The sequence below is a fragment of the Streptomyces sp. NPDC058812 genome, from assembly GCF_042744565.1.
GTDB lineage: Bacteria > Actinomycetota > Actinomycetes > Streptomycetales > Streptomycetaceae > Streptomyces > Streptomyces thinghirensis.
Map to the genome: position 1 here is coordinate 36,664 of NZ_JBHYOB010000013.1, position 25,660 is coordinate 62,323.

Annotated in this window: 25 protein-coding genes and 1 pseudogene; 13 read left to right on the forward strand and 13 right to left on the reverse strand. The window is 71.1% G+C overall.

The window, feature by feature from the left end; genetic code table 11:
• Nucleotides 1–53: 53 nt before the first annotated feature.
• The 5 genes from gap to ACFW48_RS25210 all read left to right on the forward strand — a co-directional run bounded on the left by gap (nt 54) and on the right by ACFW48_RS25210 (nt 5,359).
• The gene (gap, locus tag ACFW48_RS25190; protein WP_386318089.1) at nt 54–1,052 is read left to right on the forward strand and encodes a type I glyceraldehyde-3-phosphate dehydrogenase; all 999 of its coding nucleotides are present in this window, start codon (nt 54–56) and stop codon (nt 1,050–1,052) included.
• 49 nt (nt 1,053–1,101) lie between these two features.
• Nucleotides 1,102–1,599, forward strand: coding sequence for a peptidylprolyl isomerase (locus ACFW48_RS25195; protein WP_386318091.1), 498 nt, complete (start codon nt 1,102–1,104; stop codon nt 1,597–1,599).
• A 147-nt stretch (nt 1,600–1,746) separates the two neighbouring features.
• Nucleotides 1,747–3,225 carry a glutamate-cysteine ligase family protein gene (locus tag ACFW48_RS25200; RefSeq protein WP_386318093.1) on the forward strand — a complete coding sequence of 493 codons (1,479 nt, stop codon included), beginning with the start codon at nt 1,747–1,749 and terminating at the stop codon, nt 3,223–3,225.
• Between the two features lie 50 nt (nt 3,226–3,275).
• A complete protein-coding gene (locus tag ACFW48_RS25205) occupies nt 3,276–4,118 on the forward strand; it encodes a class II glutamine amidotransferase (RefSeq protein ID WP_386318095.1) in 843 nt (280 codons plus the stop codon).
• Between the two features lie 302 nt (nt 4,119–4,420).
• Complete coding sequence (locus tag ACFW48_RS25210) at nt 4,421–5,359, forward strand: TauD/TfdA dioxygenase family protein (RefSeq protein WP_386318097.1); 939 nt, start codon at nt 4,421–4,423, stop codon at nt 5,357–5,359.
• Between the two features lie 56 nt (nt 5,360–5,415).
• Here ACFW48_RS25210 and ACFW48_RS25215 read toward each other — a convergent pair whose 3' ends face one another.
• The 4 genes from ACFW48_RS25215 to ACFW48_RS25230 form a co-directional block, all read right to left on the reverse strand.
• Nucleotides 5,416–7,248: a glycoside hydrolase family 2 protein gene (locus ACFW48_RS25215; RefSeq protein ID WP_386318099.1), complete on the reverse strand. Its 1,833-nt coding sequence runs from the start codon at nt 7,246–7,248 to the stop codon at nt 5,416–5,418.
• A 71-nt stretch (nt 7,249–7,319) separates the two neighbouring features.
• Nucleotides 7,320–8,219, reverse strand: a complete 900-nt coding sequence (locus tag ACFW48_RS25220) for a carbohydrate ABC transporter permease (RefSeq protein WP_386318101.1) — start codon at nt 8,217–8,219, stop codon at nt 7,320–7,322.
• Between the two features lie 2 nt (nt 8,220–8,221).
• Entirely contained in the window at nt 8,222–9,172 is a 951-nt protein-coding gene (locus ACFW48_RS25225) for a carbohydrate ABC transporter permease (protein ID WP_386318102.1), read from the reverse strand.
• Between the two features lie 21 nt (nt 9,173–9,193).
• Nucleotides 9,194–10,558, reverse strand: coding sequence for an extracellular solute-binding protein (locus ACFW48_RS25230; protein ID WP_386318104.1), 1,365 nt, complete (start codon nt 10,556–10,558; stop codon nt 9,194–9,196).
• Between the two features lie 203 nt (nt 10,559–10,761).
• Here ACFW48_RS25230 and ACFW48_RS25235 point away from each other — a divergent pair, with 203 nt between their 5' ends.
• The gene (locus tag ACFW48_RS25235) at nt 10,762–11,817 is read left to right on the forward strand and encodes a LacI family DNA-binding transcriptional regulator (protein WP_386318106.1); all 1,056 of its coding nucleotides are present in this window, start codon (nt 10,762–10,764) and stop codon (nt 11,815–11,817) included.
• Nucleotides 11,818–11,841: 24 nt separating this feature from the next.
• On the opposite strand, the pseudogene ACFW48_RS25240 reads toward ACFW48_RS25235, so the two are convergent.
• Nucleotides 11,842–12,517: pseudogene (locus ACFW48_RS25240) on the reverse strand (family 43 glycosylhydrolase); the annotation flags it as partial.
• Nucleotides 12,518–12,808: 291 nt separating this feature from the next.
• On the opposite strand from ACFW48_RS25240, the gene ACFW48_RS25245 reads away from it, so the two are divergent.
• The 4 genes from ACFW48_RS25245 (at nt 12,809) to ACFW48_RS25260 (ending at nt 16,711) form a co-directional block, all read left to right on the forward strand.
• Nucleotides 12,809–14,296: an NCS1 family nucleobase:cation symporter-1 gene (locus tag ACFW48_RS25245; protein WP_386318108.1), complete on the forward strand. Its 1,488-nt coding sequence runs from the start codon at nt 12,809–12,811 to the stop codon at nt 14,294–14,296.
• A gap of 43 nt (nt 14,297–14,339) precedes the next feature.
• On the forward strand, nt 14,340–15,065 hold the full coding sequence (locus tag ACFW48_RS25250) for an aspartate/glutamate racemase family protein (protein ID WP_386318110.1): 726 nt from the start codon (nt 14,340–14,342) through the stop codon (nt 15,063–15,065).
• Nucleotides 15,066–15,214: 149 nt separating this feature from the next.
• Entirely contained in the window at nt 15,215–15,883 is a 669-nt protein-coding gene (locus ACFW48_RS25255) for a GntR family transcriptional regulator (RefSeq protein WP_386318112.1), read from the forward strand.
• Nucleotides 15,884–16,270: 387 nt separating this feature from the next.
• The gene (locus ACFW48_RS25260; RefSeq protein ID WP_386318114.1) at nt 16,271–16,711 is read left to right on the forward strand and encodes a hypothetical protein; all 441 of its coding nucleotides are present in this window, start codon (nt 16,271–16,273) and stop codon (nt 16,709–16,711) included.
• Nucleotides 16,712–16,715: 4 nt separating this feature from the next.
• On the opposite strand, the gene ACFW48_RS25265 is transcribed toward ACFW48_RS25260, so the two are convergent.
• The 3 genes from ACFW48_RS25265 to ACFW48_RS25275 all read right to left on the reverse strand — a co-directional run bounded on the left by ACFW48_RS25265 (nt 16,716) and on the right by ACFW48_RS25275 (nt 18,820).
• The gene (locus ACFW48_RS25265) at nt 16,716–17,078 is read right to left on the reverse strand and encodes a hypothetical protein (RefSeq protein WP_386318116.1); all 363 of its coding nucleotides are present in this window, start codon (nt 17,076–17,078) and stop codon (nt 16,716–16,718) included.
• A 301-nt stretch (nt 17,079–17,379) separates the two neighbouring features.
• Nucleotides 17,380–18,261, reverse strand: coding sequence for an SDR family oxidoreductase (locus ACFW48_RS25270; protein WP_386318390.1), 882 nt, complete (start codon nt 18,259–18,261; stop codon nt 17,380–17,382).
• 151 nt (nt 18,262–18,412) lie between these two features.
• On the reverse strand, nt 18,413–18,820 hold the full coding sequence (locus ACFW48_RS25275; RefSeq protein WP_386318118.1) for a RidA family protein: 408 nt from the start codon (nt 18,818–18,820) through the stop codon (nt 18,413–18,415).
• A 127-nt stretch (nt 18,821–18,947) separates the two neighbouring features.
• Here ACFW48_RS25275 and ACFW48_RS25280 point away from each other — a divergent pair, with 127 nt between their 5' ends.
• The gene (locus ACFW48_RS25280; RefSeq protein ID WP_386318120.1) at nt 18,948–19,328 is read left to right on the forward strand and encodes a winged helix-turn-helix transcriptional regulator; all 381 of its coding nucleotides are present in this window, start codon (nt 18,948–18,950) and stop codon (nt 19,326–19,328) included.
• 15 nt (nt 19,329–19,343) lie between these two features.
• Here the strand turns inward: ACFW48_RS25280 and ACFW48_RS25285 are convergent, their stop codons facing one another.
• Nucleotides 19,344–19,820: a GtrA family protein gene (locus tag ACFW48_RS25285; RefSeq protein ID WP_386318122.1), complete on the reverse strand. Its 477-nt coding sequence runs from the start codon at nt 19,818–19,820 to the stop codon at nt 19,344–19,346.
• Nucleotides 19,821–20,020: 200 nt separating this feature from the next.
• On the opposite strand from ACFW48_RS25285, the gene ACFW48_RS25290 reads away from it, so the two are divergent.
• Nucleotides 20,021–20,605, forward strand: coding sequence for a TerB family tellurite resistance protein (locus ACFW48_RS25290; protein WP_310875114.1), 585 nt, complete (start codon nt 20,021–20,023; stop codon nt 20,603–20,605).
• Between the two features lie 69 nt (nt 20,606–20,674).
• Nucleotides 20,675–21,577, forward strand: coding sequence for an aminoglycoside phosphotransferase family protein (locus tag ACFW48_RS25295; protein WP_386318124.1), 903 nt, complete (start codon nt 20,675–20,677; stop codon nt 21,575–21,577).
• 27 nt (nt 21,578–21,604) lie between these two features.
• Here ACFW48_RS25295 and ACFW48_RS25300 read toward each other — a convergent pair whose 3' ends face one another.
• The 4 genes from ACFW48_RS25300 to paaC form a co-directional block, all read right to left on the reverse strand.
• Entirely contained in the window at nt 21,605–23,062 is a 1,458-nt protein-coding gene (locus ACFW48_RS25300; RefSeq protein WP_386318126.1) for a hypothetical protein, read from the reverse strand.
• A 133-nt stretch (nt 23,063–23,195) separates the two neighbouring features.
• Nucleotides 23,196–24,320, reverse strand: a complete 1,125-nt coding sequence (gene paaE, locus ACFW48_RS25305; RefSeq protein WP_386318128.1) for a 1,2-phenylacetyl-CoA epoxidase subunit PaaE — start codon at nt 24,318–24,320, stop codon at nt 23,196–23,198.
• Nucleotides 24,320–24,835, reverse strand: a complete 516-nt coding sequence (gene paaD / locus ACFW48_RS25310; RefSeq protein WP_386318130.1) for a 1,2-phenylacetyl-CoA epoxidase subunit PaaD — start codon at nt 24,833–24,835, stop codon at nt 24,320–24,322. The genes paaE and paaD overlap by 1 nt, the downstream gene beginning before the upstream one ends.
• Entirely contained in the window at nt 24,829–25,656 is an 828-nt protein-coding gene (paaC, locus tag ACFW48_RS25315) for a 1,2-phenylacetyl-CoA epoxidase subunit PaaC (RefSeq protein WP_386318132.1), read from the reverse strand. The genes paaD and paaC overlap by 7 nt, the downstream gene beginning before the upstream one ends.
• Between the last annotated feature and the right edge of the window lie 4 nt (nt 25,657–25,660).

The following is a 25,660-nucleotide window of genomic DNA, read 5'->3' on the forward strand; positions in this document are numbered from 1 at the left end:
GCCGCGCGGGAGTCTGGTGGCGCACCGCATGGCGAACCGAAGGGGCACCACTCATGACTCGCATCGGCATCAACGGTTTCGGCCGCATCGGACGCAACGTACTGCGCGCCCTGCTCGAACGCGACAGCAAGCTCGAGGTCGTCGCTGTGAACGACCTCACGGAGCCCGCGACCCTCGCACGGCTGCTGGCCTACGACTCGACGGCAGGCCGGCTCGGCCGCCCGGTGACCGTCGACGGCGACACCCTCGTCGTCGACGGCCACCGCATCAAGGTGCTCGCCGAGCGCGAGCCGGCGCGGCTGCCCTGGGCCGAGCTCGGCGTCGAGCTCGTGCTGGAGGCCACCGGCCGCTTCACCTCGGCCGGCGCCGCCCGCGCCCACCTCACCGCGGGCGCGCGGAAGGTCCTGGTCAGCGCGCCGTCGGACGGCGCCGACGTCACCCTCGCGTACGGCGTGAACACCGGCGCGTACGACCCGGCCGCGCACACGATCGTCTCGAACGCGTCCTGCACGACCAACGCGCTCGCGCCGCTGGCCGCGGTCCTCGACGAGCTGGCCGGTATCGAACACGGCTTCATGACGACGGTGCACGCCTACACGCAGGAGCAGAACCTCCAGGACGGTCCGCACCGCGACCCCCGCCGCGCCCGCGCCGCCGGGGTCAACATCGTGCCGACCACGACGGGCGCCGCCAAGGCGATCGGCCTCGTGCTGCCGAACCTCGACGGCAAGCTGTCGGGCGACTCGATCCGGGTGCCGGTACCGGTGGGTTCGATCGTCGAACTGAACACGACCGTCGCCCGCGACGTGACGCGGGACGACGTACTGGCGGCCTACCGCGCCGCCGCCGAGGGGCCCCTCGCGGGCGTGCTGGAGTACTCGGACGACCCGCTGGTCTCCTCGGACATCACGGGCAACCCGGCCTCGTCGATCTTCGACTCGGCCCTGACCCGAGTCGACGGCCGCCACGTCAAGGTGGTCGCCTGGTACGACAACGAATGGGGCTTCTCGAACCGGGTGATCGACACGCTCGGACTGCTCGCCACACGCTGAAAGGACGGCCGGTGCGACATCACGGGGGCTCGCACGTCACAATGGTGCGATGAGCAATTCCAAGGTTTACTTCGACATCGACATCGACGGCCAGGATGCGGGCCGCATCGTCTTCGAGCTCTTCGAGGACGTCACCCCCAAGACCGCCAAGAACTTCCTCGAGCTGGCCACCGGCGAGCACGGCTTCGGCTACACGGGTTCTCCGTTCCACCGCGTGATCCCGCAGTTCATGCTCCAGGGCGGTGACTTCACCCGGGGCGACGGCACCGGCGGCAAGAGCATCTACGGCGAGAAGTTCGCGGACGAGAACTTCCAGCTGAAGCACACCGAGCCCTACCTGCTCTCCATGGCGAACGCGGGTCCGAACACCAACGGCTCGCAGTTCTTCGTCACCACCGTCCCCACCCCCTGGCTGGACGGCAAGCACGTCGTCTTCGGCAAGGTCGTCGAGGGCACGGACGTGGTCGACAAGGTCGAGGGCTACGGCTCCTCCCCGGCCGGCCGCACCTCCGCGGAGATCACGGTGCGGGCGTCCGGCAAGCTCTGAGGGTGCTCGGCCGCACGACAGCCTGAAATCGACGGGGCTCATCGCACACGGTGCGGTGGGCCCCGTCCCGTCCCGTCTGGTGAGGGGCGCCAGGTGGTGCGACGCTGGGGTGGAGAGGCATCCGAGCGAGGCAACCCGGGAGGGCCGATGGGACGGGACGTCCCGGCGCTGGTCTTCACCCGCGAGGACCGCCGCCGGTACCGGAGCAAGATGCAGGAGTGCCTCGAGGCCTTCGCGCAGATGCTGCGCGAGTCACGGTTCGAGACCGAGCGGCCCCAGGTGGGGCTGGAGATCGAGCTGAACCTGGTCGACGACGAGGCCGAGCCGGCGATGTGCAACAGCGACGCGCTCGAAGCGATCGCGGACCCCGCCTGGGCCACCGAGCTGGGCCGGTTCAACCTGGAGATCAACATCCCGCCCCGCGCCCTGACGGCGGGCGGCCCCGACTCCTGGGAGACCGAGATCCGCGCCGCACTGAACCACGCGGAGGACCGCGCCAAGTCGATCGGCACGCATCTGATCATGGTCGGCACCCTGCCCACACTGCGCGAGGCGGACGTGGGCGAGGCGGCCCTGTCGGAGAACCCGCGCTACCGGCTGCTCAACGACCAGGTGTTCGCCGCCCGGGGCGAGGACCTGCACATCGAGGTGGACGGCGTCGACCGGCTGCGGACCTACGCGGACACGATCATGCCGGAGGCGGCCTGCACCAGCACGCAGTTCCACCTCCAGGTGTCCCCGGACGAGTTCGCCGACTACTGGAACGCGGCCCAGGCGATCGCCGGGGTCCAGGTGGCCCTCGCCGCCAACTCGCCCTTCCTGCTCGGCAAGGAACTCTGGCACGAGAGCCGTATCCCCCTCTTCGAGCAGGCCACCGACACCCGGCCGCAGGAGATCAAGGCCCAGGGCGTGCGGCCCCGGGTGTGGTTCGGGGAGCGGTGGATCAACAGCGTCTTCGACCTCTTCGAGGAGAACCTGCGCTATTTCCCGGCGCTGCTGCCCCTGTGCGACGAGCAGAACCCGGTGGAGACGCTGGACCGGGGTGACATTCCGGACCTGGGCGAGCTCACCCTCCACAACGGCACCATCTACCGGTGGAACCGGCCCGTCTACGCCGTCGCCCACGACAAACCGCATGTCCGGGTGGAGAACCGCGTGCTGCCCGCCGGCCCGACCGTCGCCGACACCCTCGCCAACGGCGCCTTCTACTACGGGCTCACCCGCGCCCTGGTGGAGGAGGAGCGGCCGGTGTGGTCGCGGATGTCCTTCTCGGTCGCCGAGGACAACCTGCACACCGCGGCCCGGCACGGCATCGAGGCACGGCTGTACTGGCCCGGCGTGGGCGAGGTGACCGTGCCCGAACTCGTCCTGCGGCGGCTGCTGCCGCTGGCGCACCGGGGACTGGAGCTCTCCGGCATGGACGCGGCCTGGCGGGAGCCGCTGCTCGGCATCATCGAGCAGCGGTGCGTCACCGGGCGCAATGGCGCGGTCTGGCAGAAGGAGATGTTCCACCACATCGACGCCTCCGTCCATCCGGGCCGCCACGAGGCGCTGCGCCGGATGACCCAGCAGTACATGGACTACATGCATCTCAACGCCCCGGTCCACACCTGGCCGGTCGACTGAGGGCCGGCGCCCCGCGCGGCACGCGCCCAGGACCAGGGAGGCGGCAGACGATGTGCCGATGGCTTGCCTACTCGGGAACGCCCGTGCTGCTGGAGACCATCCTCTACCAGCCGCAGCACTCACTGATCGACCAGAGCCTGCACGCCCGGATGGGCGTGGAGACGACGAACGGGGACGGGTTCGGCGTCGGCTGGTTCGGACCGGAGATGACGACGCCCGCGATCGTCCGGGAGATCGGTCCGGCGTGGAGCAACCGCAATCTGCGGGAGATCGCGAGCCACGTCCGCTCACCCCTGTTCTTCGCGCACATCCGGGCCTCGACGGGCAGTGCGGTGCAGCAGACCAACTGCCACCCGTTCCGCCACGGCCGCTGGATGTGGATGCACAACGGCGCGATCGCCGAGTTCCACCGCGTCCGGCGCGACCTCGCCCTGGCCGTCGATCCGCGGCTCTTCACGCACATCGAGGGTTCGACGGACTCGGAGATGATGTTCTTCCTGGCCCTCACGTTCGGCCTGGAGGACGATCCTCCGACGGCCGTGGCACGGATGGCGGGACTGGTGGAGGAGATCGGACACCGGCACGACGTGGAGTACCCGCTGCAGATGACGGTCGCCGTGACCGACGGGCTACGGCTGTGGGCCTTCCGCTACTCCAGCCAGGGGGAGTCACGGTCGCTCTACTACAGCTCACGTGTGGAGAGCCTGCGTGCCCTCCAGCCCGACCTCCCGTTCCTCCGGGAGGCGTCCGACGAGACCCGCCTGATCGTCTCGGAACCCCTGGGCGATCTGCCCGGCGTCTGGAACAAGGTGCCCGAGAGCAGTTACGGCGTCGTCCAGCCGGAGGGCGATGCCATGCTGCCCTTCGCCCCGCAGCCCGCCCGGCCCCATTGACACGGGTTGACACGGGCGCGAGGAGATCACACAATCGGTGCTATGACCACATACCGGTTCGGCACCACGGCGGAGTGTCCCCGCGTGCCCGAGCGGACCGGCTGTGAGCGCTCCGGCCGATAACGGCCGTCTTCGAACCGAGGGCCCGACGCGTACCGCGTCGTGAGCCGATCGGTGTTCCTTCCGGCGAACAGTCCGGAACACCTTTATTTCGAACACCTTCATTTCCCGGGCCGTCCGGCGAGGACGTCGTACCGCCATGGCCCGGCCCACCCGTACCGCCACACAAGGGGAGGACTCCCATGACAGTCACTGCTGCCGGCCCGATCACCGGCCTGCGAGAAGCACGCATTCCACAGGACGGGATGTACGAGGGCCGGCGTGTGCTGCGCCGACTGCCCGCGGGGTGGGAGGAACGGCCCTACGAACTCTTCGAGGTCGTTCCGCAGGCGCGCACGATCGGCGCCGAGATCAGAGGCGTCGACCTCTCGCGCCCGCTCGGTTCCGCACTGCGCGAGGAGTTGAACCGCGCCCTTCTGGAGTGGAAGGTGCTGTTCTTCCGCGCCCAGCACCTCACCTCCGACCGGCAGCGCCACTTCGCCGGCCACTGGGGCGAGTTGGAGACCAACCCCCTGCTCGCCGCCGGGTCCAGCGAGGACGTCGTCCGCTTCGACAAGGCCGACGGGACCACCCCGACGTACGAGAACGTCTGGCACACCGACGTCACGTTCCGCGAGCGGCCGGCGCTCGGCGCCGTCCTCCAGCTGCGCGAGGTGCCGCCGTTCGGCGGGGACACCATGTGGGCGGACATGGCGGCTGCCTACGACAACCTGCCGCAGGAGGTGAAGGACCGCATCGACGGTGCCCGCGCCGTGCACGACTTCATCCCCGGCTTCGCGAGGTTCTACGGTCCCGAGCGGCTGATCCCCCACCAGGACCTCTTCCCGCCCGTGGAGCACCCCGTCGTGCGTACCCACCCCGAGACCGGGCGGCGCATGCTGTTCGTCAACACCTCCTTCACCACCCACATCACCGGCATGGACCGGGACGAGAGCGACCGGCTGCTGCGCTTCCTCTTCCAGCAGGCGCACGTTCCCGAGTACCAGGTGCGCTTCCGCTGGCAGCCCGGCGACGTCGCCTTCTGGGACAACCGCGCCACGCAGCACTACGCCGTGGGCGACTACGGCTCCGACCGCCGCGTCGCCGAACGCGTCGCCATCGAGGGCGACCGTCCCTTCTGATCCCGCGCGCACCTGGGCCGGAGGTGGCGGTCCGCCGCCTCCGGCCCGGGGTCCCGCTATGCCGGGTCCCGCTCCTCGATCTCCTCGATCGCGGCCGGGCGCAGTTGCGCGGCACGGATGCGTCCGACGTCGAGTTTCAGGCCGCGGTCGAACCGGTAGACGCCGTTCTGCTCCTGGAAGACGTCGGTCAACTGGGTGTAGCAGTAGCCGAACATGTCACGGTTCCCCAGCAGTACCTCGGTCAGGCCGCTGAACCGTTCGTGGAACTCGTCCTCGTTGCGGACCCGTTCCCCGTAGCCCCAGGACACGGTGCGGTCCTCGCCGGAGCGGTCGGCGGCCGCCTCCGGGTCCCACCAGATGCCGCCGAACTCGCTGACGAAGTACGGCTGACCGCGGTAGGGCTGCGAGTAGGGGGCGCCGTTGTCGTAGGCGTTGACGAAGGGGGCGTCCTTGGCGAGGCCCGACATGAGCTGGCGGAAGGCCGCCGGGTCCTGCTCGTAGTTGTGGGAGTCGTAGATGTCGGTCTCGGCGACCCGGTGGGCGTAGCCGGAGGCGTCGATGACCGGTCGGGTGGTGTCCATGGCCTTGGTGGCCAGGAACATCGCCCGGGTGACGGCGTCGAGCTGGGTGATGCGGTCGTGCAGCTTCTGGTACGTCTCGTTGAGCGGGCACCAGCCGATGATGGAGGGGTGCGAGTAGTCGCGTTCGAGGGCCTCCAGCCACTGGCCGACGTAGGAGGCGTCGGGCTGCTGGTTGTCGCCGGAGGAGCCGCCGGTCTCGCAGCCCCAGTCACCGAACTCGCCCCAGACCAGGTAGCCCAGGCGGTCGGCGTGGTACAGGAAGCGCTCCTCGAAGACCTTCTGGTGCAGCCGGGCGCCGTTGAAGCCGGCCGCCATGGCCAGCTCGATGTCCCGCACCAGCGCCTCGTCGGTGGGGGCGGTCATCAACCCGTCCGGGTACCAGCCCTGGTCGAGGACGAGGCGCTGGAAGAGCGGGCGTCCGTTGAGGGTGACGGCCTTGCCGCGCAGGCCCACGGCGCGCAGCCCGGCGTAGCTCTCCGCGCTGTCGACGACCTGTCCGGTGGCGTCGAGGAGTTCGAGGCGCAGGTCGTACAGGTGCGGATCGTCGGGGCTCCACTCCCGTCGCCGGTCCTCCGGCACCGGCAGGTGGAGGCGCGGGGCGAGGTCCAGGTCGGCGCGTGCCTCGGCGCGGCTCACCTCGCCGTCGGCGTCGCCGAGGACGGCGCGTACCCGGTGGCCGGGCCGGTTGCCGGACAGGGGCAGTTCGAGGTGGAAGGCCGAGCCTGCCAGGTCCGGAGTGATCCGGGGGCGGCGCAGGTGGAGGTCGGGGACGGGCTCCAGCCAGACGGTCTGCCAGATGCCGGTCACCCGGGTGTAGTTGCAGTCGTGGTTGGCGTACTGCACGGCCTGCTTGCCGCGCGCCTGCGGTCCGGACCTCGGGTCGCGGGCCCGGACGGTGACGACGACCTCGTCGCCCGCCCCGGCGATGTCGCCGAGGTCGGCGGTGAAGGGGGTGAAGCCGCCGCGGTGCCGGGCGACCTCCTTGCCGTCCGCCCACACGGTGGTGTCGTAGTCGACGGCGCCGAAGTGCAGCAGTACGCGGCGCCCGGCCCAGGCCGCCGGCAGGGTGAGGGCGCGCCGGTACCAGACGGCCTCCAGGAAGTCGGTGTCCCCGATGCCGGACAGCTCGGACTCGGGCGGGAAGGGGACGAGGATCTCGCCGTGCAGCTCGCGGTCGAGGAGGCCTCGTTCGAGTCCGCTGTCGCCTCGGTCGGTCTCGAACTGCCAGGCGCCGTTCAGGTTGAGCCAGTCGCGGCGCACGAACTGCGGTCGCGGGTACTCCGGGCGCGGTGCGGAGTGAGTGGGCACACATGCTCCAGTCGATCGGTGGGCCGGCGTGGGAGTGCCGGGCCCGTGTGTACAGCGGGTCGGAACGAGGGTCAGGAACCGCCGAGGCCGGTGGTGGCGACGGAGTTGACGATGCGGCGCTGGAAGAGGAGGAAGACCGCGATCAGCGGCAGGGCCGCCAGCAGGGCGGAGGCCATGGACTGCGCGTACTGGATGCCGTAGGCGTCCTTCACGGTGGCCAGGCCCACCGGGAGGGTCATCAGGTCCGGGTCGTTGGTGACGATGAACGGCCACATGAAGTTGTTCCACGCCCCGATGAAGACGAAGATCGCCACCGCGGCCACGATCGGCCGCGAGAGCGGCAGCACGATCGACCGGAAGACCCGGAACTCGGAGGCACCGTCGATCCGGGCCGCCTCCTCCAGCTCTTTGGGGATGCCGTCGAAGAACCGCTTGAGGATGAACACCATCATCGGTGCGACGACCTGGGGCAGGATGACCGCCGCGTAGGTGTCGACCAGGTCGAAGAGCAGCATCTGCTCGAACAGCGGCACGACGAGCAGTTGCGGCGGGATCATGATGGCGGCGACGGTGACGGCGAGCAGCGCCCGGCGGCCACGGAACGTGCCGCGCGAGAAGCCGTACGCCGCGAGGGTGGAGACCACCACCGTGATCAGCGTGACGAGTGCGGCGATCAGGAAGCTGTTGAACGCCCAGACGGTGACGTTCCCGCGTTCCAGGATCTGCTGGTAGGCGTCGATGGTGAAGGCGCCCTTGAACGGCGAGAGGCCGGGGGCGGCGACGTCCTTCTCGCTCTGCACCGAGGTGACGATCGCCCACAGGAACGGCACCAGCCAGACGACCGCCAGGACGGCCAGCGCCGTCCTGGCCAGGACGCGGGGCAGCCGGCCGTGGCCGAGGAGCAGTGGGGAGCCGGACGCTTCACGAGGTGGACGGCGCCGTGTGCGGACGGTGGTGGCGGTTGCGGACACGGTCAGTCCTCCTGGCGGAAGAGGCGGAGCTGCACGAGCGAGACGACGATGACGAGCGCGAAGAAGAGGTAGGAGATGGCGGAGGCGTAGCCGAGCCGGTAGCCGGTGAAGCCGACGTCGTAGACGTACTCGAGGACGGGGCGGGTGGAGCCGCCCGGGCCGCCCTTGGTGAGGATGTAGATCTGGTCGAAAACCTTGAGCGACGCGAGGATCTGGAGCATGGCCACCAGTGCGGTGGTCCTGCGCAGTTGCGGCAGGGTGATCGACCACAGGCGCCGCCACGCCCCGGCGCCGTCGAGTGCCGCCGCCTCGTCGAAGGTCGAGGGCAGGGACTGGAGCGCGGCGAGGTAGAGCAGGAAGTTGAAGCCGACCGTCCACCAGACGGTGAGGGCGGCCACGGACCACATGGCGACGGACTCGTCGGACAGCCAGCCGACGGAGTCGAAGCCGAGTGTGGTGAGGAGCTGGTTGCCGAGGCCCAGCTCGGGCTGGTAGAGCCAGGTCCAGATGAGGGTCACCACGGTCACGGGCAGCAGGTAGGGGGCGAAGAACGCCAGTCGCCACGCCCACTGCCCGGCGAGCCCGCTGTGCACCAGCAGTGCCATCGCCAGCGCGACGAGCACCAGCGGCACGCTGGAGATGACGGTGAAGAAGACCGTGTTGCCGAGGCTGCTCCAGACGTCCGGGTCACCGAACGCCTCGGCGTAGTTGTCGAAGCCGACGAAGCTCGTGTCGCGCACAGCGAGCGAGGTGTCGGTGAAGCTCATCCACAGCCCTTGCACGATGGGCCACACCATGAAGAGGCCGAAGACGAGCAGGAACGGCAGGACGAAGACGAACCCGGTGCTCGGGGTGGTGCGCATGCGGCGCAGGACGGCTCGGCCGCGGCCGCCGGTGCGCACAGCGGGCGGATCGGTCTGCGCCTCGGCGCCGAGAGGTGCGGTGGTGGTCACGTCGGTCACTCCTTCTGCTGGTCAGGCCACCGGGTTGGGCTGCCGCAGCAGCGCGTCCGCTTCGCGGACCATCTGACGCACCGCCTTCTCGGCGGACGTGTTGCCCAGCAGTGCCGACTGGAGCGGCTGACACATCCGGTTCTGGAAGTTCGAACCGGCGCCGACGAACCAGTTGGGCGGGTCGAGCACCGCCACCTTCGCGGCGTCCGCGTAGGAGGACTGCGGGTCGAGGGCCGCGTACTCCGGTTCCGCTAGCACGGGCTGATAGGCGGGGATGTGGCCGGCGCTCGCCCAGGTGAGGCTCTGCTTGAGGATCTCCGCGACATACCGGTGGGCCTCGCGTCGCCGCGCCGGGTCGGGGTCCTCCTGGTGCGGGAGGACGAAGCTGTGACTGTCGGTGTAGACGGCCGGCCTGTCGAAGACCTGGGGGAAGGGGGCGGCTCCCAGGGGTATGCCGGACTGCTTCAGCGTCGGCAGCTCCCACTCCCCGAGCATGGCCATGCCGCCGCGGCCGCCCGTGAAGGCGGCCACCGAGCCGTAGTAGTCCAGGTTGTTGGGGTTGGTCCGGCCGTCGAAGAGCTGCTTCATGAACGTCACGACGCGTACGGCGGCGTCGATGTCGATCTCCGGGGGTCCCCCGTCCGGCAGGGCGAACTCGGCACCGGTCTGCGCGTAGAGGCCGGCGAACAGCCGCCAGTTCTGTGCCGTGTCGGTGACGTGGCCGAAGAGGATGCCCGACTCCCCGGTGGCCTCGGCCAGGGCCTTGCCCGCGTCCAGCAGCGCCTCGGGCGAGCCCATCGGAGCCAGCTCCCCCGAGGAGTCCAGGAGACCGGCGGTGTCCGCGGCCTCCTTGTCGTAGAAGACGATGAACGGGTGGACGTCGAGCGGGATCGCGTAGACCGTTCCGTCGTGCTGCGTACGCGCCCAGACGGCCGGTGTGAAGTCGTTCCGCGTGACGCCGAACTCGGCCAGCAGATCCAGGTCGAAGGCGTCCACCAGGCCGCCGGGCGCGTAGCCCGCCAGCCGGGACAGGTGCATGGCGGCCACGTCCGAGGCCCGGCCGCCGGCGGCGGACATGGCGAGTTTGGTGTAGTAGGACGGGCCCCAGTCCAGGATCGTGCGGTCGACCTCGAAGCCCTCGGCCCCCTTGGAGACGGCCTGGATCATGTCGTCCATCAGCATGCCGTCGCCGCCCTGGAACAGGTCCCAGACGCTCAGCGCGGACGCGCCCGAGGCGGAGGCCGGTGAGGCGCAGCCGGAGAGCGGGCCGGCGGCGAGCAGGGCTCCCGTTCCGGCCATGGTGTGGCGCAGGAGCCGACGGCGGCTGAGGCGGCGTACCGGGTCGGAGGCGGCCGGCACCCCCTGGGCAGGCAAACGGGAACTCATCGCGGACCTTTCGACGGCCGGACGCTGATGCGGTGGCTAGTTTTTACATCGATGTACATTGGCTGTAAAGAGCTGAGGCCCGGAGACGGGCGGCGGCGACGGTGCACGGGGAGTCATGCCGGGGAGTTACTCCGACCTGCGCTCGGGCCGGTGCGGTGCCGGGACATAGACTCGGCTCTCGCGTGAGAGGCAGGGAGGTCTCGGTGGCACGGCCCAGGATCAAGGACGTCGCACGTCGTGCGGGCGTGTCGGAGAAGACGGTGTCCAATGTCATCAACGACTACGCCCATGTCTCCGACCGGACCAGGCAGGTGGTGCGCGAGGCCATCGAGCAGCTCGGCTACCGGGTGAACCTGGCCGGGCGTCACCTGCGCAAGGGCCGCACCGGCATCATCGCCCTGGTCGTTCCCGAACTGGACATCCCGTACTTCGCCGAGCTGGCGCGGCATGTGATCCGCGAGGCCGAGCAGTGCTCCCTGACGGTGCTGATCCACCAGTCCGGGGCGGATCGCGACCACGAGCTGGCGGCGCTGGCCGGCTTCGGCTCCGCCTTCGTTGACGGGATCATCCTGAGCCCGCTCGCCCTGACCGCCGACGACCTGCGTGATCGTGCGGGCGCCCCGCCCACCGTGCTGCTCGGGGAGCTGCTGGAGGAGGGCGCCGACCACGTGGCCATCGACAACGAGAGTGCCGCGCGCGAGGCGACGAACCACCTGATCGGTCTCGGGCGGCGCCGCGTCCTCGCCGTCGGCGGGCGCGACGACTCGGGTCTGGGGACGGCCGAGGCCCGCACCCGCGGCTACCGTGCCGCCCTGTCGGAGGCGGGCATCGCCTACGATCCGGCGGCCCTGCTGCCGGTCGAATCCTTCCGGATGCCCGACGGCGCCGAGGCCGTGGCGCGGGCGCTGCGTGGCGGCGCGCGGCCGGACGCGCTGCTCTGCCTCAACGACCAGCTGGCGCTGGGCGCGTTGCGTGCCCTGCACGAGCACGGCGTCAGGGTGCCGGAGGACGTCGCCGTCATCGGCTTCGACGACGTGGAGGGCGGGCGTTTCAGCGTACCGACGCTGAGCACGGTGGCCCCCGACAAGGCGGCGGTGGCCAAGGTCGCCGTGCAACTGCTCCAGCGCCGCATCGAGGAGGCGACGGGACCGGACGGCGTGAGTGACGGCGCCGACTCGGGTGTGCTGTCGCCCCAGGACCGCATCGTGGCCCACCGGCTCGTCCTGAGAGAGAGCACGGAGGGCCACGAGCGGCACTGAGGGGGCGGCCGGCCGGGCGCGTCGGTTCACGTAGACCTCTGCGCGGTCGACGCTCACGAAGGATGCCTCGGACTGGGAGTTGTGCTCTCCCGTGAGCCGCCGTCGACGCTGACGGCCGCGTAGCCGTTGCCCGTGTCCTTGACGGAGAGCAGGGCGATGCGGGTGCCGGTGAAGGAGAAGGTGGCCGTGGCACCGGCGCGGTCGCTCCAGTGGTCGTCGCCCCAGAAGCACTGCGTGGCGCATCCCGTGCCGGAGTTCCAGGCACCGCCGTAGGTGACGCCGCCGGGGCCACTGGAGCGGCCGTCGTCGTTGATCCAGCAGTTGCCGGATCCGGGACCGCCGGCGGGCAGGTCCTGGGTGGCGCCCATCCCGAGCGGGCGCCCGAAGTCGGGGCTGCCGTCGGCCCGCCAGGTGAACTTCCGCGCCCGGGTCGTGCGGTTGCTGTAGGTGTTACGGACGTGGTCTTGGCGTGGTGGACGATCCAGGCCTCCTTTCCGCCCGGAGACTTGAAGAAGGCGTGGTGGCCCGGGCCGAACACGCCGCGGTCGTCCGCGCGCGAGAAGACCGCGCCCTGGTGCTGCTGCCAGTTGCCCGGCACGAGCGGGTCGGCGTTCAGCGGCATCGACATCATCCAGACCTGGTAGTCCGGCTTACCCGTGTCGCAGGTGGAGTACGTCATCCAGACCCGGCCGCCCCGGTGGCGGCGCGCGGTGCGGGTGAAGGTGAAGGCGACGCCGCGGCGGCCGGTGCGGTGAGCGCGGGCAACAGGCCCACGACAAGCCCGAGGAGGGCGGTGACGAGCGGGCCGTGGCGCGCCCGGGGATGGTGTGAGGGCTGTGGCCGGGAAGCGCGGGGGTTCAAAAATGGTATTCCATTTGCCGCAGGCCTCTTGACGGTGCCGTTTGGCGAAAACTACGTTCTGTTCATCGGAACGCCGCTTCCGCTTTGTGGAACTCTCCAATTCCCCCGCACCTGATCCCAGGAGTCCCGTATGACTGCCCTGGAAGACCGCCGCTCGCCCGCGGAGACCAGCGACGCCACCCCCAGCTCGGGTCTCTACACGTACGACCTGGCCCCGACGAAGAGGGAAGGGCGCCGCTGGGGCGCCTACAACGTCTTCACGCTGTGGGCCAACGACGTTCACAGCCTTGGGAATTACGCCTTCGCCATCGGACTGTTCGCCCTGGGACTGAACGTGTGGGGCATCCTCGCCGCCTTCGCGCTCGCGTCGGTCCTGCTCTTCCTGCTGCTGACGCTGTCCGGATTCATGGGACACAAGACCGGCGTCCCTTTCCCCGTGATGAGCCGCATCGCGTTCGGCATCAAGGGAGCGAAGCTCCCGGCCGCCGTTCGAGGTGCCGTCGCCATCGCCTGGTTTGGTATCCAGACTTACCTCGCCTCCGCGGTGTTGAGCACCCTGCTGGTGGCGATGTTCCCCGGCCTGGCCCGCCTGGACAGGAACTCCCTGCTCGGCCAGTCGACGCTCGGCTGGATCACCTTCCTGGTCCTGTGGGCCCTGCAAGTGGTCATCGTGAGCTACGGGATGCAGATGATCCGCCGGTACATGGCCTTCGCGGCGCCCACCACGCTGCTCACCATGTGCGCCCTCGCGGTGTGGATGTTCGTCCGGGCGGACGGCTCGATCAGCCTGTCCAACGGCGAGCCGCTCACCGGCGGCGCGATGTGGCTCCAGGTCCTGCAGGCCGCCGCCCTGTGGGTCGTGATCTACGGGACGTTCGTCCTGAACTTCTGCGACTTCACCCGGTCCGCGAGGAGCCGCGGCTCCATCGTCCGCGGGAACGTGATCGGCATCCCCGTCAACATGCTCTTCTTCGCCGTCATCGTGGCGATCCTCAGCGGAGCCCAGTTCACTCTCGACGGGCACGTCATCACCAGCCCGACGGACATCGTCAGGACCGTCCCCAACATGTTCCTGCTGGCCGTGGCCTCACTCGCCCTCATCGCCCTGACCGTGGCGGTGAACCTGCTGGCCAACTTCGTGGCACCGATCTACGCCCTGGTCGACCTCTTCCCGCACCGGCTCGACTTCCGCCGGGCCGGCCTCGTGAGCGCGATCCTGGGCCTGGTGATCACACCCTGGAACCTCTACAACAGCCCGGTCGTCGTCAACTACTTCCTCGGCGGGCTGGGCGCCCTGCTCGGCCCCCTGTTCGGCGTGATCATGGCGGACTACTGGCTGCTGCGGAAGTCCCGGGTGAACGTGCCGGCCCTCTACACCGAGCAGGCGGGCGCCGAGTACCACTACCGCCGCGGCTACAACCCGCGGGCCGTCGCCGCCTTCGTGCCGAGCGCCGCCATCGCCGTCGTCGTGGCCCTGGTGCCCTACTTCCAGGCCGCGGCCGGATTCTCCTGGTTCGTCGGCGCGATCATCGCCGCGGCGCTGTACGCGCTCATCGCCGACCGTGCCTCGCCGATCCGCGACGTGGACGGCGAAGCCATCGCCGTCGCCGCGGAATAGCTCCGCCGCCGCGCCACACCCCACTCGAGCAGAAGGCCCGCCCATGCGCATTCTCGTGGTCAACGTCAACACCACGCAGTCCATCACCGACGCGATCGGCAAGCAGGCGGCCGGCGCGGCCTCCCCCGGCACCGAGATCGTTCCCCTGACCCCCGCCTTCGGCGCGGAGTCCGTCGAGGGGAACTACGAGAGCTACCTCGCCGCGATCGCCGTCATGGAGACCGTCCGCGCACACCCGGAGCCGTTCGACGCGGTGATCCAGGCGGGATACGGCGAACACGGCCGGGAGGGCCTTCAGGAACTGCTCGACGTCCCCGTCGTCGACATCACCGAGGCCGCGGCGAGCACCGCCCAGTTCCTGGGCCGCCGCTACTCCGTCGTCACCACCCTCGACCGCACGGTCCCCCTGATCGAGGAGCGGCTGGAGGTGGCCGGACTGAGCGCCAGATGCGCCTCCGTGCGCGCCAGCGGACTCGCCGTACTGGAACTGGAACGGGACGAACAGGCCGCCGTGGACGCCATCACCGCGCAGGCCGCCCGCGCGGTCGAGGAGGACCGGGCGGAAGTGGTCTGCCTGGGCTGCGGGGGCATGGCCGGCCTCGCCGAACGCGTGGTGGAACGCACCGGTGTGCCCGTGGTCGACGGGATCGCCGCCGCCGTGACGATCGCCGAGTCACTGGTCCGGCTCGGCCTGTCCACGTCCAAGGTGCGCACCTACGCGCGACCGCGTCCCAAGCAGATCGTCAACTGGCCCCCGAGGGCAGGCTGAAACCGCCGAGTCCCGTCCCTCTCCCGCCCCGGTGGGCGGCCGCACACCGGCCACACCGGCAGCGGGGTATTCTGACGGGCCGCCCGACCGACGCTCCGCACCGGCGCGGTCGGCGCGCCTCGGAACGGGAAGACAGACGAAGGACGGCGATGGCTGCGTCAGAGGGCTTCACGCCCGAGTCCGAGCGGGTCACGCGGCAGTTGCGCGACGAGATCGTCGACGGTGCGCGGCGGCCGGGCAGCCGCCTGGTGGAACGGGAGCTTGCCGAGGCGCTCGGCGTGAGCCGGCTGCCCGTCCGGGAGGCCCTCAAGACCCTGGTGTCCGAGGGCCTGGTGACGCCTCGACCGCGGTCCTGGGCGGTGGTACGGGAGTTCACCACGAGCGACATCGCCGATCTCGACGAGGTCCGTTCGGGCCTGGAGACCCTGGCGTTCCGGCTCGCCGCCCAGCGGCACACGCGTTCCGGGCTGGAGAGACTCCGCGCGACGGTGGACGCCGAACTGGAGGCGGCCCGCGCGGACGACGCGGTGCGGGCCCGCCGGGCAGCCGCCGACTTCCACCAGACGGTCATCTCCCTGGCCGCCAACGAACTCCTCAACGAACTCGAGCGCGTCCTGCGCAGCCGGCTGCGGTGGCTCATGGGCCAGCACGACGACCTGCTGGCCGTGGCGCTGGAACACGAGGCTCTCTACCAGGCGATCGCGGAGCGCGACGTCGAGCGCGTACAGGCGCTCGTCCTCCATCACCTCGCGACGAGCCGCAGCGCCGCCCTGGGCCACCACGCACGGGAACGGGCGCAGGAGAACGAACAGCCTTAGCCCGGCTTTCGGTGACTCGCCGTGAAGCGGGACGGCGGTGCGCCGAAGACGCGTCGGCCCGGGCTGCATCGGTGACACCGGCGTCCGGGGCGGCCAGGGACGCGCGGCAGAGACCCTCCCGCCCGGGCAGAGCGTGGTCGGCCTCGAACTCGTCCGCCGTCAGGAGCGGTTCACGCAACAGGGGCGGGACGTCCACTGCGGGTGCTTCAGGCCAACTTCGACGGTGCGCCGGTCGGTCTCGGGCCGGTCGCAGGACAGCAAGGGTCCCGGTGTGCGCGTGCCGCCCAGTTCGCGATGCCGACGGCGATTTCTGGCACGTACGACGGCGAACAGCGGGCATACGGATGTCCCGAGGCCCTCTCCGTCGCCGACCAACGGGAGTTCCCTGTGACGCCGAGCCTGCGCACCGCCCGCGCGTGCCGTGCCGCCGCCGCCCTCCTTCTCGCGGCGGCCGGATACGCGGCCGCCCACCACCCGTGGCTCGCCCTGCCCGGCCTGTACGCCGCCGCCGTGTTCGCCTGGTGTGCCGCCCGCGCCCGGACGGAGCACCGGCTGCGGGTCGCACGGGCACAGCGTGCCGAGCGGCTGGCACGCCCCCGCCGGCAGCAGCCGCTCGCCGCCGCGCTGAAACCCTGCTGCGCATTCTGGCAGCACTCCGACGGGACCGTGCACGGCCCGAGGTGCACCCGCCCCGCTGCCGCCCGCGTCCCCCTCCGCGACGACTGCTGCGAGCGGTGGTGGACCTCTCTGGGCGCACAGCACGACGCGGGCTGCCGCCATCACGTCGGCACGTCGGAGCACGACCGGGCCCGCACGACCCCGCAGTAGTACGTCACCGCTCCCGGGGATCGCCGACGACGCCGTGCCGGTCGGCCGGATGCCACGACCTCCCGGGCCCCGCAGGAGGCGACGACGGCGTTTCACTGCCGGGCCGTTCCCGCCGCGCCTGCTCCAGTGCCGTTCGCAGGGCCAGTGGGGTGGCGACCGCCCATGCCTGGGAGAGCAGGAGTGGGTACGGGCCGCCGCCGTGGTCGTGGGGTACCTCTACTCCCCCGCCGGTGCCGACGCCCGCCTCGGCCGCCTCGCGCCGTGAGCGCACCGCCGCTTTCTCCCCGCGCACCCACCAAGAGACCACGAAGAGCACCAGGAGGACAGGAACCGTGACCGCTGCCCCCGCCCCCTGGGCCCGCACCATGCACGCCCGGGTACTGGCCGCCGGGCCCGAGACGCGGCTGGCCGCCGTCTGGGCCCGCCGTCCAGGCCGAGCTGGCACCGCCGGCGGCGAAGCGGGGCAAGGCCCTGCTGCTGGAGAAGCCGCTCGGGCCCGATCTGGCCGCGGCCGCCGCGTAGCCGCCGCGGTCGCGGCCCCGCGCACCCGCTGGTCTACGACACGGCCGACATCGACCACGAGGAGTGCTGGCCCGTCCTGCGCCACGACTTCGCGACGACCGTCCGCACCGGTACACGGCTGACCGACGGGCGCGACGGCACCGAGTTCAGCGGGTGTCCGTCAGACCGCCCGTGACGGCGATGACCTCGCCGACGGTGAAGCTGGAGTCCGCGTCGGAGGCCAGGTACACGTACGCGGGGGCCACCTCCTCCGGTTGGGCGACCCGTCCCATGGGGGACGAACTGCCCAGGTTGGTCAGATAGTCGTCGGGGAACCGCTGCCCCGCCAGGTTGAGCACCGTCCAGGTGGGGCCCGGGGAGACGATGTTGGCGCGGATGCCGCGCTCGGCGAGGTGGGGGGCGATGGACTTGGTGAAGACGACCTGCGCCGCCTTCGAGGCGGCGTAGTCCATCATCATCTCGCTGCCCTTGAGCGCCTCCTCGGACGCGGTGGCGATGACGGCGTCACCGTGGGAGAGGTGCGGCAGGGCCGCCATCACCAGGTGGAAGTAGGCGTAGACGTTCGTCTTGAAGACCCGGTCGAAGTCCTCGGCGGTCAGGTCGGACAGGCTGTTCTGGCTGTTGAGGTAGGCGGCGTTGCTGACCAGGACGTTCAGGGCGCCCAGCTCCGCGACGGTGCGTTCGACGGCATCCGCGCAGAAGGCCGGGTCGCACAGGTCGCCCGGCAACAGCAGGCAGGTGCGGCCCTCCTTCTCGACCGCCTCCCTGGTCTCGTCGGCGTCGCTCTGCTCCTCGGGCAGGTGGACGATGGCGACGTCGGCCCCCTCGCGCGCGTAGAGCACAGCCACCGAACGGCCGATTCCGGAGTCGCCCCCGGTGATCAGCGCGATCTTCCCGGCGAGCTTCCCGGAGCCCCGGTAGTGGGGGGCGAGGTAGCGCGGGCGCACTTCCATCCGCTCTTCCAGACCGGGGCGCTGCTGACGCTGGAAACGGTACGGCGGAGAGAGCTCCGCCTCCTCCTGGGGCATCGCCGGACGGTCGAGCGGTCCGCCGCCCGTTCCGTTCCTCTCCACCATTTACTGGCCTCCACACGATCACGTTCGCGGTCGGCGCCCGCCGGACGGCGGCGCCCAGCAATCGCGTGTCCGGAGCTCGGATCCTCAAACGGCTCCGTCGGGTTCAGTCGACGACCGCGGTGGCCTCGACCTCGATCAGGTGCTCGGGCACGTCCAGCGCCGCGACACCCAGCAGGGTGGCCGGCGGTGCCGCGGTGACCCCCAGCTTCGCGGTCGCCCGGGCGATGCCCTCCAGCAGCAGGGGCATCTTGTCGGGGGTCCAGTCGACGACATGCACGTTCAGTTTCGCCACGTCGTCGAAGGAGGCACCGGCGGCGGCCAGGGCGGTGGCGACGTTGAGGTAGCACCGCTCGGCCTGCGCGGCGAGATCGTCACCGCCGACCGTGGTCCCGTCGGCATCCCACGCGACCTGCCCGGCGATGAAGACCAGCTTCGATCCGGACGCGATCGACACCTGCCGGTAGACGTCGATCTCCGGCAGTCCGCCGGGGTTCACCAGGGTGATGGCCATGACTTCTCTCTCCTCGCCACTTGCTCTTGTGGTCGGTTTCTTGGTCGGTTTCTTGTGGTTACTCGGAAACCGTAGGAGAGTGACCGCTGACATGGAAGAACGCACTTTTCAGTGACTGGGGAACCTGATGGTGACCAAGCAGTTCGCAGGCTCGCCCGACGACGCGGACCTGACGCGCGCGGACTCCCTGGCACGGGAGATCTTCTCGGACATCGCCAACAAGTGGGCGCTTCTGCTCATCGAGGCGCTGGGTGATCGCACCCTGCGGTTCGGCGAGTTGCGAGACGAGATCGAGGGCATCAGCCACAAGATGCTCACGCAGAACCTGCGCATGCTGGAGCGCAACGGGCTGGTGGAGCGGTGCGTGCACCCCACGGTGCCGCCGCGGGTCGAGTACACCCTCACGGAGCCGGGGCGGGGACTGCTGAAGACGACTCATCACATGTGCGACTGGACCCACCAGTACCTGGGCCACATCGAGGCTTCCCGTCGCAGCTTCGGGGCATGACGGGCGCCGCCCGGTTCAGCGTCGTCGGCGAACGGGGCCGCGGAAGACGGCCAGCCGCAGGACGACGAAGCGCACGACGGTGACGGCGACGGACGTGGCGGCGAGGACTCCGGTCTCGGCGGCGGGCGAGGCGCCGGGCTCGGCATGCCTGAACCACAGCACGGCACCGGACGTGACCAGGTAACCGAGCAGGAAGAGGCCACCGGCTCCCAGATGGGCACGGGCCGCTCCCGCGGCGGTGTGCCGGAACGTCAGCCGCCGGTTCGCTTCGGTGTTCAGCACGGTCAGCACCAGCAGGGAGACCAGGTTGGCGGCGGCCGGGGGCCACCACAGGCGCAGCGCCCAGTACAGCAGGGCCTGTCCGACGGTCGACACGATGCCGATCGCGACGAACCAGCCGACCTCCCGCGACCACACCGTGCGTCGCGCGGAGGGAGTACGGAGCGGCTCGCGAGGCTCGGGAGTGACCGGTGACGCATTCAGCCGAGCCACACGTCACGCCCCCCCACCCATGCCGACCGACCGTCAACTCCTGGTCGCGCAGCCTACTACGCCACCGTGAGACACTTTGCCTGGTCTTTGCCTTTCGGGAACCGAGCGACCCCCGGGTGCGTTCATCCTGGTAGCCGCGAGAAATCGCGGCCAAGGACCAAGACGGACACGCAGCAGCAACAGAAGCCGAGGTGGCACGAGTGGCGATGTGGGACAAGATCAAGGACCAGGCCAAGACCTTCCAGCAGTCCCAGGGCACTCGGGGAGCGAGCGGACCCGGGCAGGGGCCGCAGGGACATCAGGGGCACCAGGGATCCGGCCGGCCCGGCTCCTCCTCCGGCGGCTCCAAGGCCCAGCTGATCGGGATGTTCAAGACCCAGCTCGCATCGGTCAAGACCGAACTCAAGAGCGGCGCCTACCGGGACGCCAGCATGGCCATGTGCGCACTGGTCGCCGCGGCCGACGGACAGGTGGAGCCGGCGGAGCGGCAGCGCGTGGAGGAGCTGATCGTCTCCAACGAGGTGCTGCAGAACTTCCCGGCCGACCAGCTCCGCCAGCGTTTCAACCAGCACGTCGACAAGCTCGTCGCCAACTTCGAGCTGGGCAAGAGCGAGGCCCTGCAGGTGATCGCCAAGGCCGCCAAGAAGCCCGCGGAGGCCCGCGCGGTCATCCAGACCGGCATGGTCATCGCCGGAGCCGACGGGGTCTTCGAGCCGTCCGAGCAGTACGCGATCCGCGAGGCCTGCACCGCCCTTGGCGTGTCGCCCTCGGAGTTCGGCGTCTGACCGACCTCGCCGTCCGGCGGACGGGAAAGTGTTTGACGGCCGTCGGCGTCGGGGGATCGGATGAGTCCCATGAGTTCAGGGCAGACGCAGCAGGGCCTGCATCCCCTCGACGACCGTCTCGTACGGCGCCTGGTCGCCGGGCAGTTCCCGCAGTGGGCGGGGCTGCCGGTCGAGCGCTTCCCGTCCGGTGGCACGGTCAACGCGATGTACCGGCTCGGCGACGACCTGGTCGTACGGCTGCCGTTGATCGAGGGCGGGGTCGAAGACGTGCTGGCGGAGCGGGAGTGGCTGCCCCGCCTGTCGCCCCTGCTGCCCACCGCCGTCCCCGAGGTGCTCGGGGACGGCGGGCCCGGCGAAGGGTATCCGTGGCCGTGGTCGGTGTACCGGTGGCTGCCCGGAGAGACTCCCGAGGCCGGAGCGCTGAGCGAACCCGCGCTGCTGGCCGGGGATCTGGCCGGGTTCGTGGCGGCGATGCGGAGCGTCACCCTGCCGGACGCGCCGCGGGCCCATCGCGGCGGCCCGCTCGCCACGCTCGACGAGGCGACCCGGTCCGCGATCGAGGAACTGCGCGGCCTCCCCGAGGAGGGTATCGACTGCGATGCCCTGGCCGCCGTGTGGGAGGACGCGCTGCGGGCCCCGGCCTGGGACGGACCGCCGGTGTGGCTGCATGCCGACCTGATGCCGGGCAACCTGCTGGTGAACGGCGGCAGGCTGTCCTCGGTGATCGACTTCGGGTGCATGGGAGTGGGCGACCCGGCCTGCGACCTCTTCCCGGCCTGGAATCTGCTGCCGGCCGGCGCGAGGGAGGTCTTCCGCGAGGCGCTCGGCGTGGACGACGCCGCCTGGCGGCGCGGCCGCGGACGGACGCTTTCCCAGGCGCTCATCGCGCTGCCGTACTACCGCGATACCAACCCGGCGATGGCCGGCAACGCCCGCCATGTGATCCGGGAGGTGCTGGCAGAGGACGGTTGAGCGGTCACCCGCCCCACCTTAAGGGAGCTAGGGAGCGATGCCCACACCGTCGATCCGGCTCCACGCCCGCTCCTGCGCCGCGGTCATGGCGGGCCAGCCGAGTCCGCCCGGCCGGGGCCGCACCCGCGAGGCGTACGGCGCGGGTTGGAATCCGGGGTCGTAGAAGCAAGTGCCGTACGTCGCGTCGAAGGCGCCGCAGGAGGCAGCGACCGAACGCGGGGTCGGCTTGCGGCCGGAGCGCACCCAGGCGTCCAGCGTGGAGAGGGAGTTGGCGTACTCGGAGTCGCTCAGCGAACTGTGCTCGGCCTCCTTCGTGAACGTCTGGACGAGGTTGCCGCCCCGGCCGGCGCCCTGGACTGTGGCGCGGTAGGCCGCCTCGTGCTCCACGAAGGCCGTCGGGTCGTCGATCGCGTGCAGCGTGAGGACGGGGAGGGACACCCCGCCGGTGAGGTCGCTGTCGTAGGAGAGGTCACGGCGTGCGGAGGGGTCGGCCGAGAAGCGCTCGACACCCGCGTTGAGCGCCTTGTCGTCGTGGGAACCCGAGTACCGCACACCCCGGTTGCTCCACGGGTTCCGGCCGCCGAGCCGGTTCGTCACGATGTCCCGGAACGTGAAGGTCGCGAACCTCAGATGCGACTCCAGGGTGCGCTCCGGGATGCGGGTGACCGCGAGGATGTCGTCGAGGTTGCGCCGCTGGAGCGCGGTCCGGTCCTCGGGTTCGGAGGCGTACCCGGTGCACTCCTGCAGACGGGCGCGGAGCCCGGCCGTCGTCATGGCGGAGTCCGGGCGCAGCCCCTGCCACAGCGGGTACTGCGGCTCGGTCGGGCGGGGGTGGTTGTGGCAGTAGTACTGGTAGACCACTCGCAGGTCGACCCGGTAGTCGTAGCCGCGCGATCCTCCCCCGAGGACACCGTTGGTCAGCAGCACTCCGTCGTAGGCGCCGGGCCGCCTGCCGTAGGTCTCGGCGACCTTGGCGGCGACGTTGCCGCCCCAGGACTGACCGTGGAGGTAGGTCCGCCCCGGCCGGCCGAACCGCTCGGCGAACAGGCGGCGGACGTTCTCCGTGTCGGCGGCCGCCATCCGGGCTCCGTAGCCACCGCGGCGGTAGGCGGAGCCGGCCCAGGCATACCCTTCGTCGACCATCACCGCCCAGCGCTCCAGGTCGTCGGTGCCGCGGGACGGGTCGGAGGAGTCGCCGAGGTCCGGGCCGCCGTGGGCGTGCACGACGAGGGACCCGTTCCAGTCCGCCGGCACGGCCATCGTGTAGTGGGCGCCGCCCGCGTCCTGGCCGGTGTAGCACCGCGCCTGGCCCGCCAGGTCGGGCGGGCAGGCGGTTTGCGCGGGCGAGGCGGGCCGCGCGTGGGCGGCCGGTACGTTGCCGAGCGTGCCGAGGAAGACGGCGGCGAGGACGGCGGCCACCACCGCCGGACGGCGTCGGCGGTGGGAGGCCCAGGGGACACGGGTGGGCGCGTCAGGTGTGGTCACGAAGCGGCTCCTGTACGTGCTCGGCGCGAAGTTGCGCTGCGAGCCCGGATGTCAGGAATCCGCCGAGGCCGGGGCCACCCCTTCGATCATTGCGTTCATAGTGTTCGCCCGCTCACCGGAGGGCGCGGCCGGCTCAGCTGTCGTAGTCCACGGTCAGCTTCTCCGAGACCGGGTACGACTGGCAGGTCAGGACGTAGCCGGCGTCGACCTCGGCCGCTTCGAGCGCGTAGTTGCGGCGCATGTCGGCCCGGCCGTCGGTGACCAGGGCGCGGCAGGTGCCGCAGACGCCGCCCTTGCAGGCGAAGGGCAGGTCGGGGCGGGTCTGCTGGGCGCCGTCGAGGATGCTCCGCTCCCGGGAGAGGGAGGAGGTCGTGGAGCGGCCGTCCAGGGTGATGGTGACCTCGCTGACGGGCCCCTCGGGGCCGGCCTCCTCGTGACGGACCTCCCGCACGGGTTCGTCGTCGGCGTAGAACAGCTCCCGGTGGACGCGGTCCGCCGGGACGCCGAGGCCGGTCAGGACCTGCTGGGCGTCGGCGACCATGCCCTGCGGTCCGCACAGCCACCAGTGGTCCGCGCCCTCCACGTCCACCAGGGAGTCGACCAGCGCCGAGAGCCGCTCCGCGTCCAGGCGGCCGGAGAGCACCTCGGCCTCGCGGGGCTCGCGGGAGAGCACGTGGGCCAGGTGGAAACGGGTCGGGTGGAGGTCCTTCAGGTCGGCCAGTTCGTCGGCGAACATCACCGTGTCGGTGCGGCGGTTGCCGTAGAACAGGGTGACGGACGAGCGGTCGTCGGCGGCCAGCACCGACTCGGCGATGGACACCATGGGCGTGATGCCCGAACCGGCAGCGATCAGCACGTGGTGGCCCGGGGTGGTCAGGTCGGGCGTGAAGAAGCCGGTGGGGGCCATCACCTCGACGGTGTCGCCCGGACGCACCTCGCTCACCAGCCACGACGAGAACAGGCCGCCCGGCACCACCCGGACCCCGATGCGCGGCACCGTGCCGGCCGGTGCGCAGATCGAGTACGAGCGGCGCTCGTCCCGGCCGTCGAGCTCGCGCCGCAGGGTGAGCGACTGCCCCGGCGCGAAGGCGAACTCCTCGGCCAGTTCGTCCGGGACCTCGAAGCTCACGGCCGCCGCGTCCGCGCACAGCCGCTCGACGGCGGCGACGCGCAGCCGGTGGAAGGCAGGACGGCGGCGGGTGCGCGCCGGCGGCGCCGAGGCGGAGGCGGTCGCCGAGGCGGGGGCGGTCGGGGCCATCAGATCTCCTTGACGTACTCGAACGGCTCGCGGCAGGCCCGGCAGCGCCACAGCGCCTTGCAGGACGTGGCGGCGAAGCGTGAGGTCTCCTCGGTGTCCGCCGAGCCGCACCGGGGGCAGGGCACCGCGGGCCGGGTGGGCGACAGGACGAGGGAGACCGGGCCGCGGGGCGCGGCGCCGGGCGGGGCGATGCCGTGCTCGGTGAGCTTGCGGCGGCCGGCCTCGGTGATCCAGTCGGTGGTCCAGGGCGGGTCGAGAACCGTGCGGATCTCCACGCGCGCGTACCCCGCCTCCCGCAGGCGCGCGGCGACGTCCGCCCGCATCTCGGCCATGGCCGGACACCCCGAGTAGGTCGGGGTGAGGCTCGCGACCACGGTCCCGTCCCCGGACACCTCGACGCCGCGCAGCACGCCGAGGTCGGCGAGGGTCAGCATGGGCAGCTCGGGGTCGGGCACCTGCTCGGCGACGTGCCGGGCGCGGCGTGCGTCCAGAGGTGCCAGGCCGCCGGTCACCATGTCGCCTCCGGGTGGGCACGGGCGACGCCCTGCAACTCCGCGAGGAGCGGCGCCAGATGCTCGGTGTGCTCGCCGGCGCGGCCGGAGCCCGGCAGCGGGCGGTACACCGGCAGGGGCAGTCCGGCCGCCTCGGTGACCTGGCGCAGGTCGTCGGCGACCTCGTCCCGGACGTCGTACGCGGTGTGCAGCTCACCGAAGTACGGGGCGATCCGCTCCAGCGCCGCGCGCGTCCTGCGGTGCGACTCGTCCGTGCCGTCGCCCAGGCGTACGACCCACTCGGCGGCGTACTGCCGGTGGTACGTCAGTTCCTTGACGCCCTTCGCCGCGACCGCCGCGAGGACAGGGTCGGGGTGGGTCACGAGTCGCTGGAAGTGGGCCAGGCGCCAGCTGGAGAGAACCAGGAGCCGCACGACGGCGAACGCGAAGTCGCCGCCGGGCAGTTCGGCCAGCGTCACGTTGCGGAAGTCGCCGGCGTCCCGGAAGTAGGCGTAGGCGTCCTCGTCGCGGCCGGTGCCGTCGACCTGACCCGCGCGCGAGTAGAGCAGACGGGCCTGGCCGAGGAGGTCGAGGCCGATGTTGGCCAGCGCCACCTCCTCCTCCAGTTCCGGCGCGCGCGTGACCCACTCGGCGAGCCGCTGCGCCGAGACCAGGGCGTCGTCGGCGAGCGCCACGCAGTCCGCGGCCAGTTCACCGGCGTCGACCCCCTCGGGCACGGTGGTGTCCACGCCGTGCAGCGGGTCCTCGAAGCCGGTGCCGTATGCCCAGCGGCTGTCGTCCTCGTGCCCCTCGGCCAGGGTCAGGTAGACGTGGTCGTCACTCATGCCC

Bases quoted from the DNA above. Each gene is read 5' to 3' on its own strand.
- gap (WP_386318089.1), top strand. From the start codon at position 54: ATGACTCGCATCGGCATCAACGGTTTCGGCCGCATCGGACGCAACGTA.
- ACFW48_RS25195 (WP_386318091.1), top strand. From the start codon at position 1,102: ATGAGCAATTCCAAGGTTTACTTCGACATCGACATCGACGGCCAGGAT.
- ACFW48_RS25200 (WP_386318093.1), top strand. From the start codon at position 1,747: ATGGGACGGGACGTCCCGGCGCTGGTCTTCACCCGCGAGGACCGCCGC.
- ACFW48_RS25205 (WP_386318095.1), top strand. From the start codon at position 3,276: ATGTGCCGATGGCTTGCCTACTCGGGAACGCCCGTGCTGCTGGAGACC.
- ACFW48_RS25210 (WP_386318097.1), top strand. From the start codon at position 4,421: ATGACAGTCACTGCTGCCGGCCCGATCACCGGCCTGCGAGAAGCACGC.
- ACFW48_RS25230 (WP_386318104.1), bottom strand. From the start codon at position 10,558: ATGAGTTCCCGTTTGCCTGCCCAGGGGGTGCCGGCCGCCTCCGACCCG.
- ACFW48_RS25245 (WP_386318108.1), top strand. From the start codon at position 12,809: ATGACTGCCCTGGAAGACCGCCGCTCGCCCGCGGAGACCAGCGACGCC.
- ACFW48_RS25250 (WP_386318110.1), top strand. From the start codon at position 14,340: ATGCGCATTCTCGTGGTCAACGTCAACACCACGCAGTCCATCACCGAC.
- ACFW48_RS25255 (WP_386318112.1), top strand. From the start codon at position 15,215: ATGGCTGCGTCAGAGGGCTTCACGCCCGAGTCCGAGCGGGTCACGCGG.
- ACFW48_RS25265 (WP_386318116.1), bottom strand. From the start codon at position 17,078: ATGGTGCGGGCCCAGGGGGCGGGGGCAGCGGTCACGGTTCCTGTCCTC.
- ACFW48_RS25270 (WP_386318390.1), bottom strand. From the start codon at position 18,261: ATGCCCCAGGAGGAGGCGGAGCTCTCTCCGCCGTACCGTTTCCAGCGT.
- ACFW48_RS25275 (WP_386318118.1), bottom strand. From the start codon at position 18,820: ATGGCCATCACCCTGGTGAACCCCGGCGGACTGCCGGAGATCGACGTC.
- ACFW48_RS25280 (WP_386318120.1), top strand. From the start codon at position 18,948: ATGGTGACCAAGCAGTTCGCAGGCTCGCCCGACGACGCGGACCTGACG.
- ACFW48_RS25295 (WP_386318124.1), top strand. From the start codon at position 20,675: ATGAGTTCAGGGCAGACGCAGCAGGGCCTGCATCCCCTCGACGACCGT.
- paaE (WP_386318128.1), bottom strand. From the start codon at position 24,320: ATGGCCCCGACCGCCCCCGCCTCGGCGACCGCCTCCGCCTCGGCGCCG.
- paaD (WP_386318130.1), bottom strand. From the start codon at position 24,835: ATGGTGACCGGCGGCCTGGCACCTCTGGACGCACGCCGCGCCCGGCAC.
- paaC (WP_386318132.1), bottom strand. From the start codon at position 25,656: ATGAGTGACGACCACGTCTACCTGACCCTGGCCGAGGGGCACGAGGAC.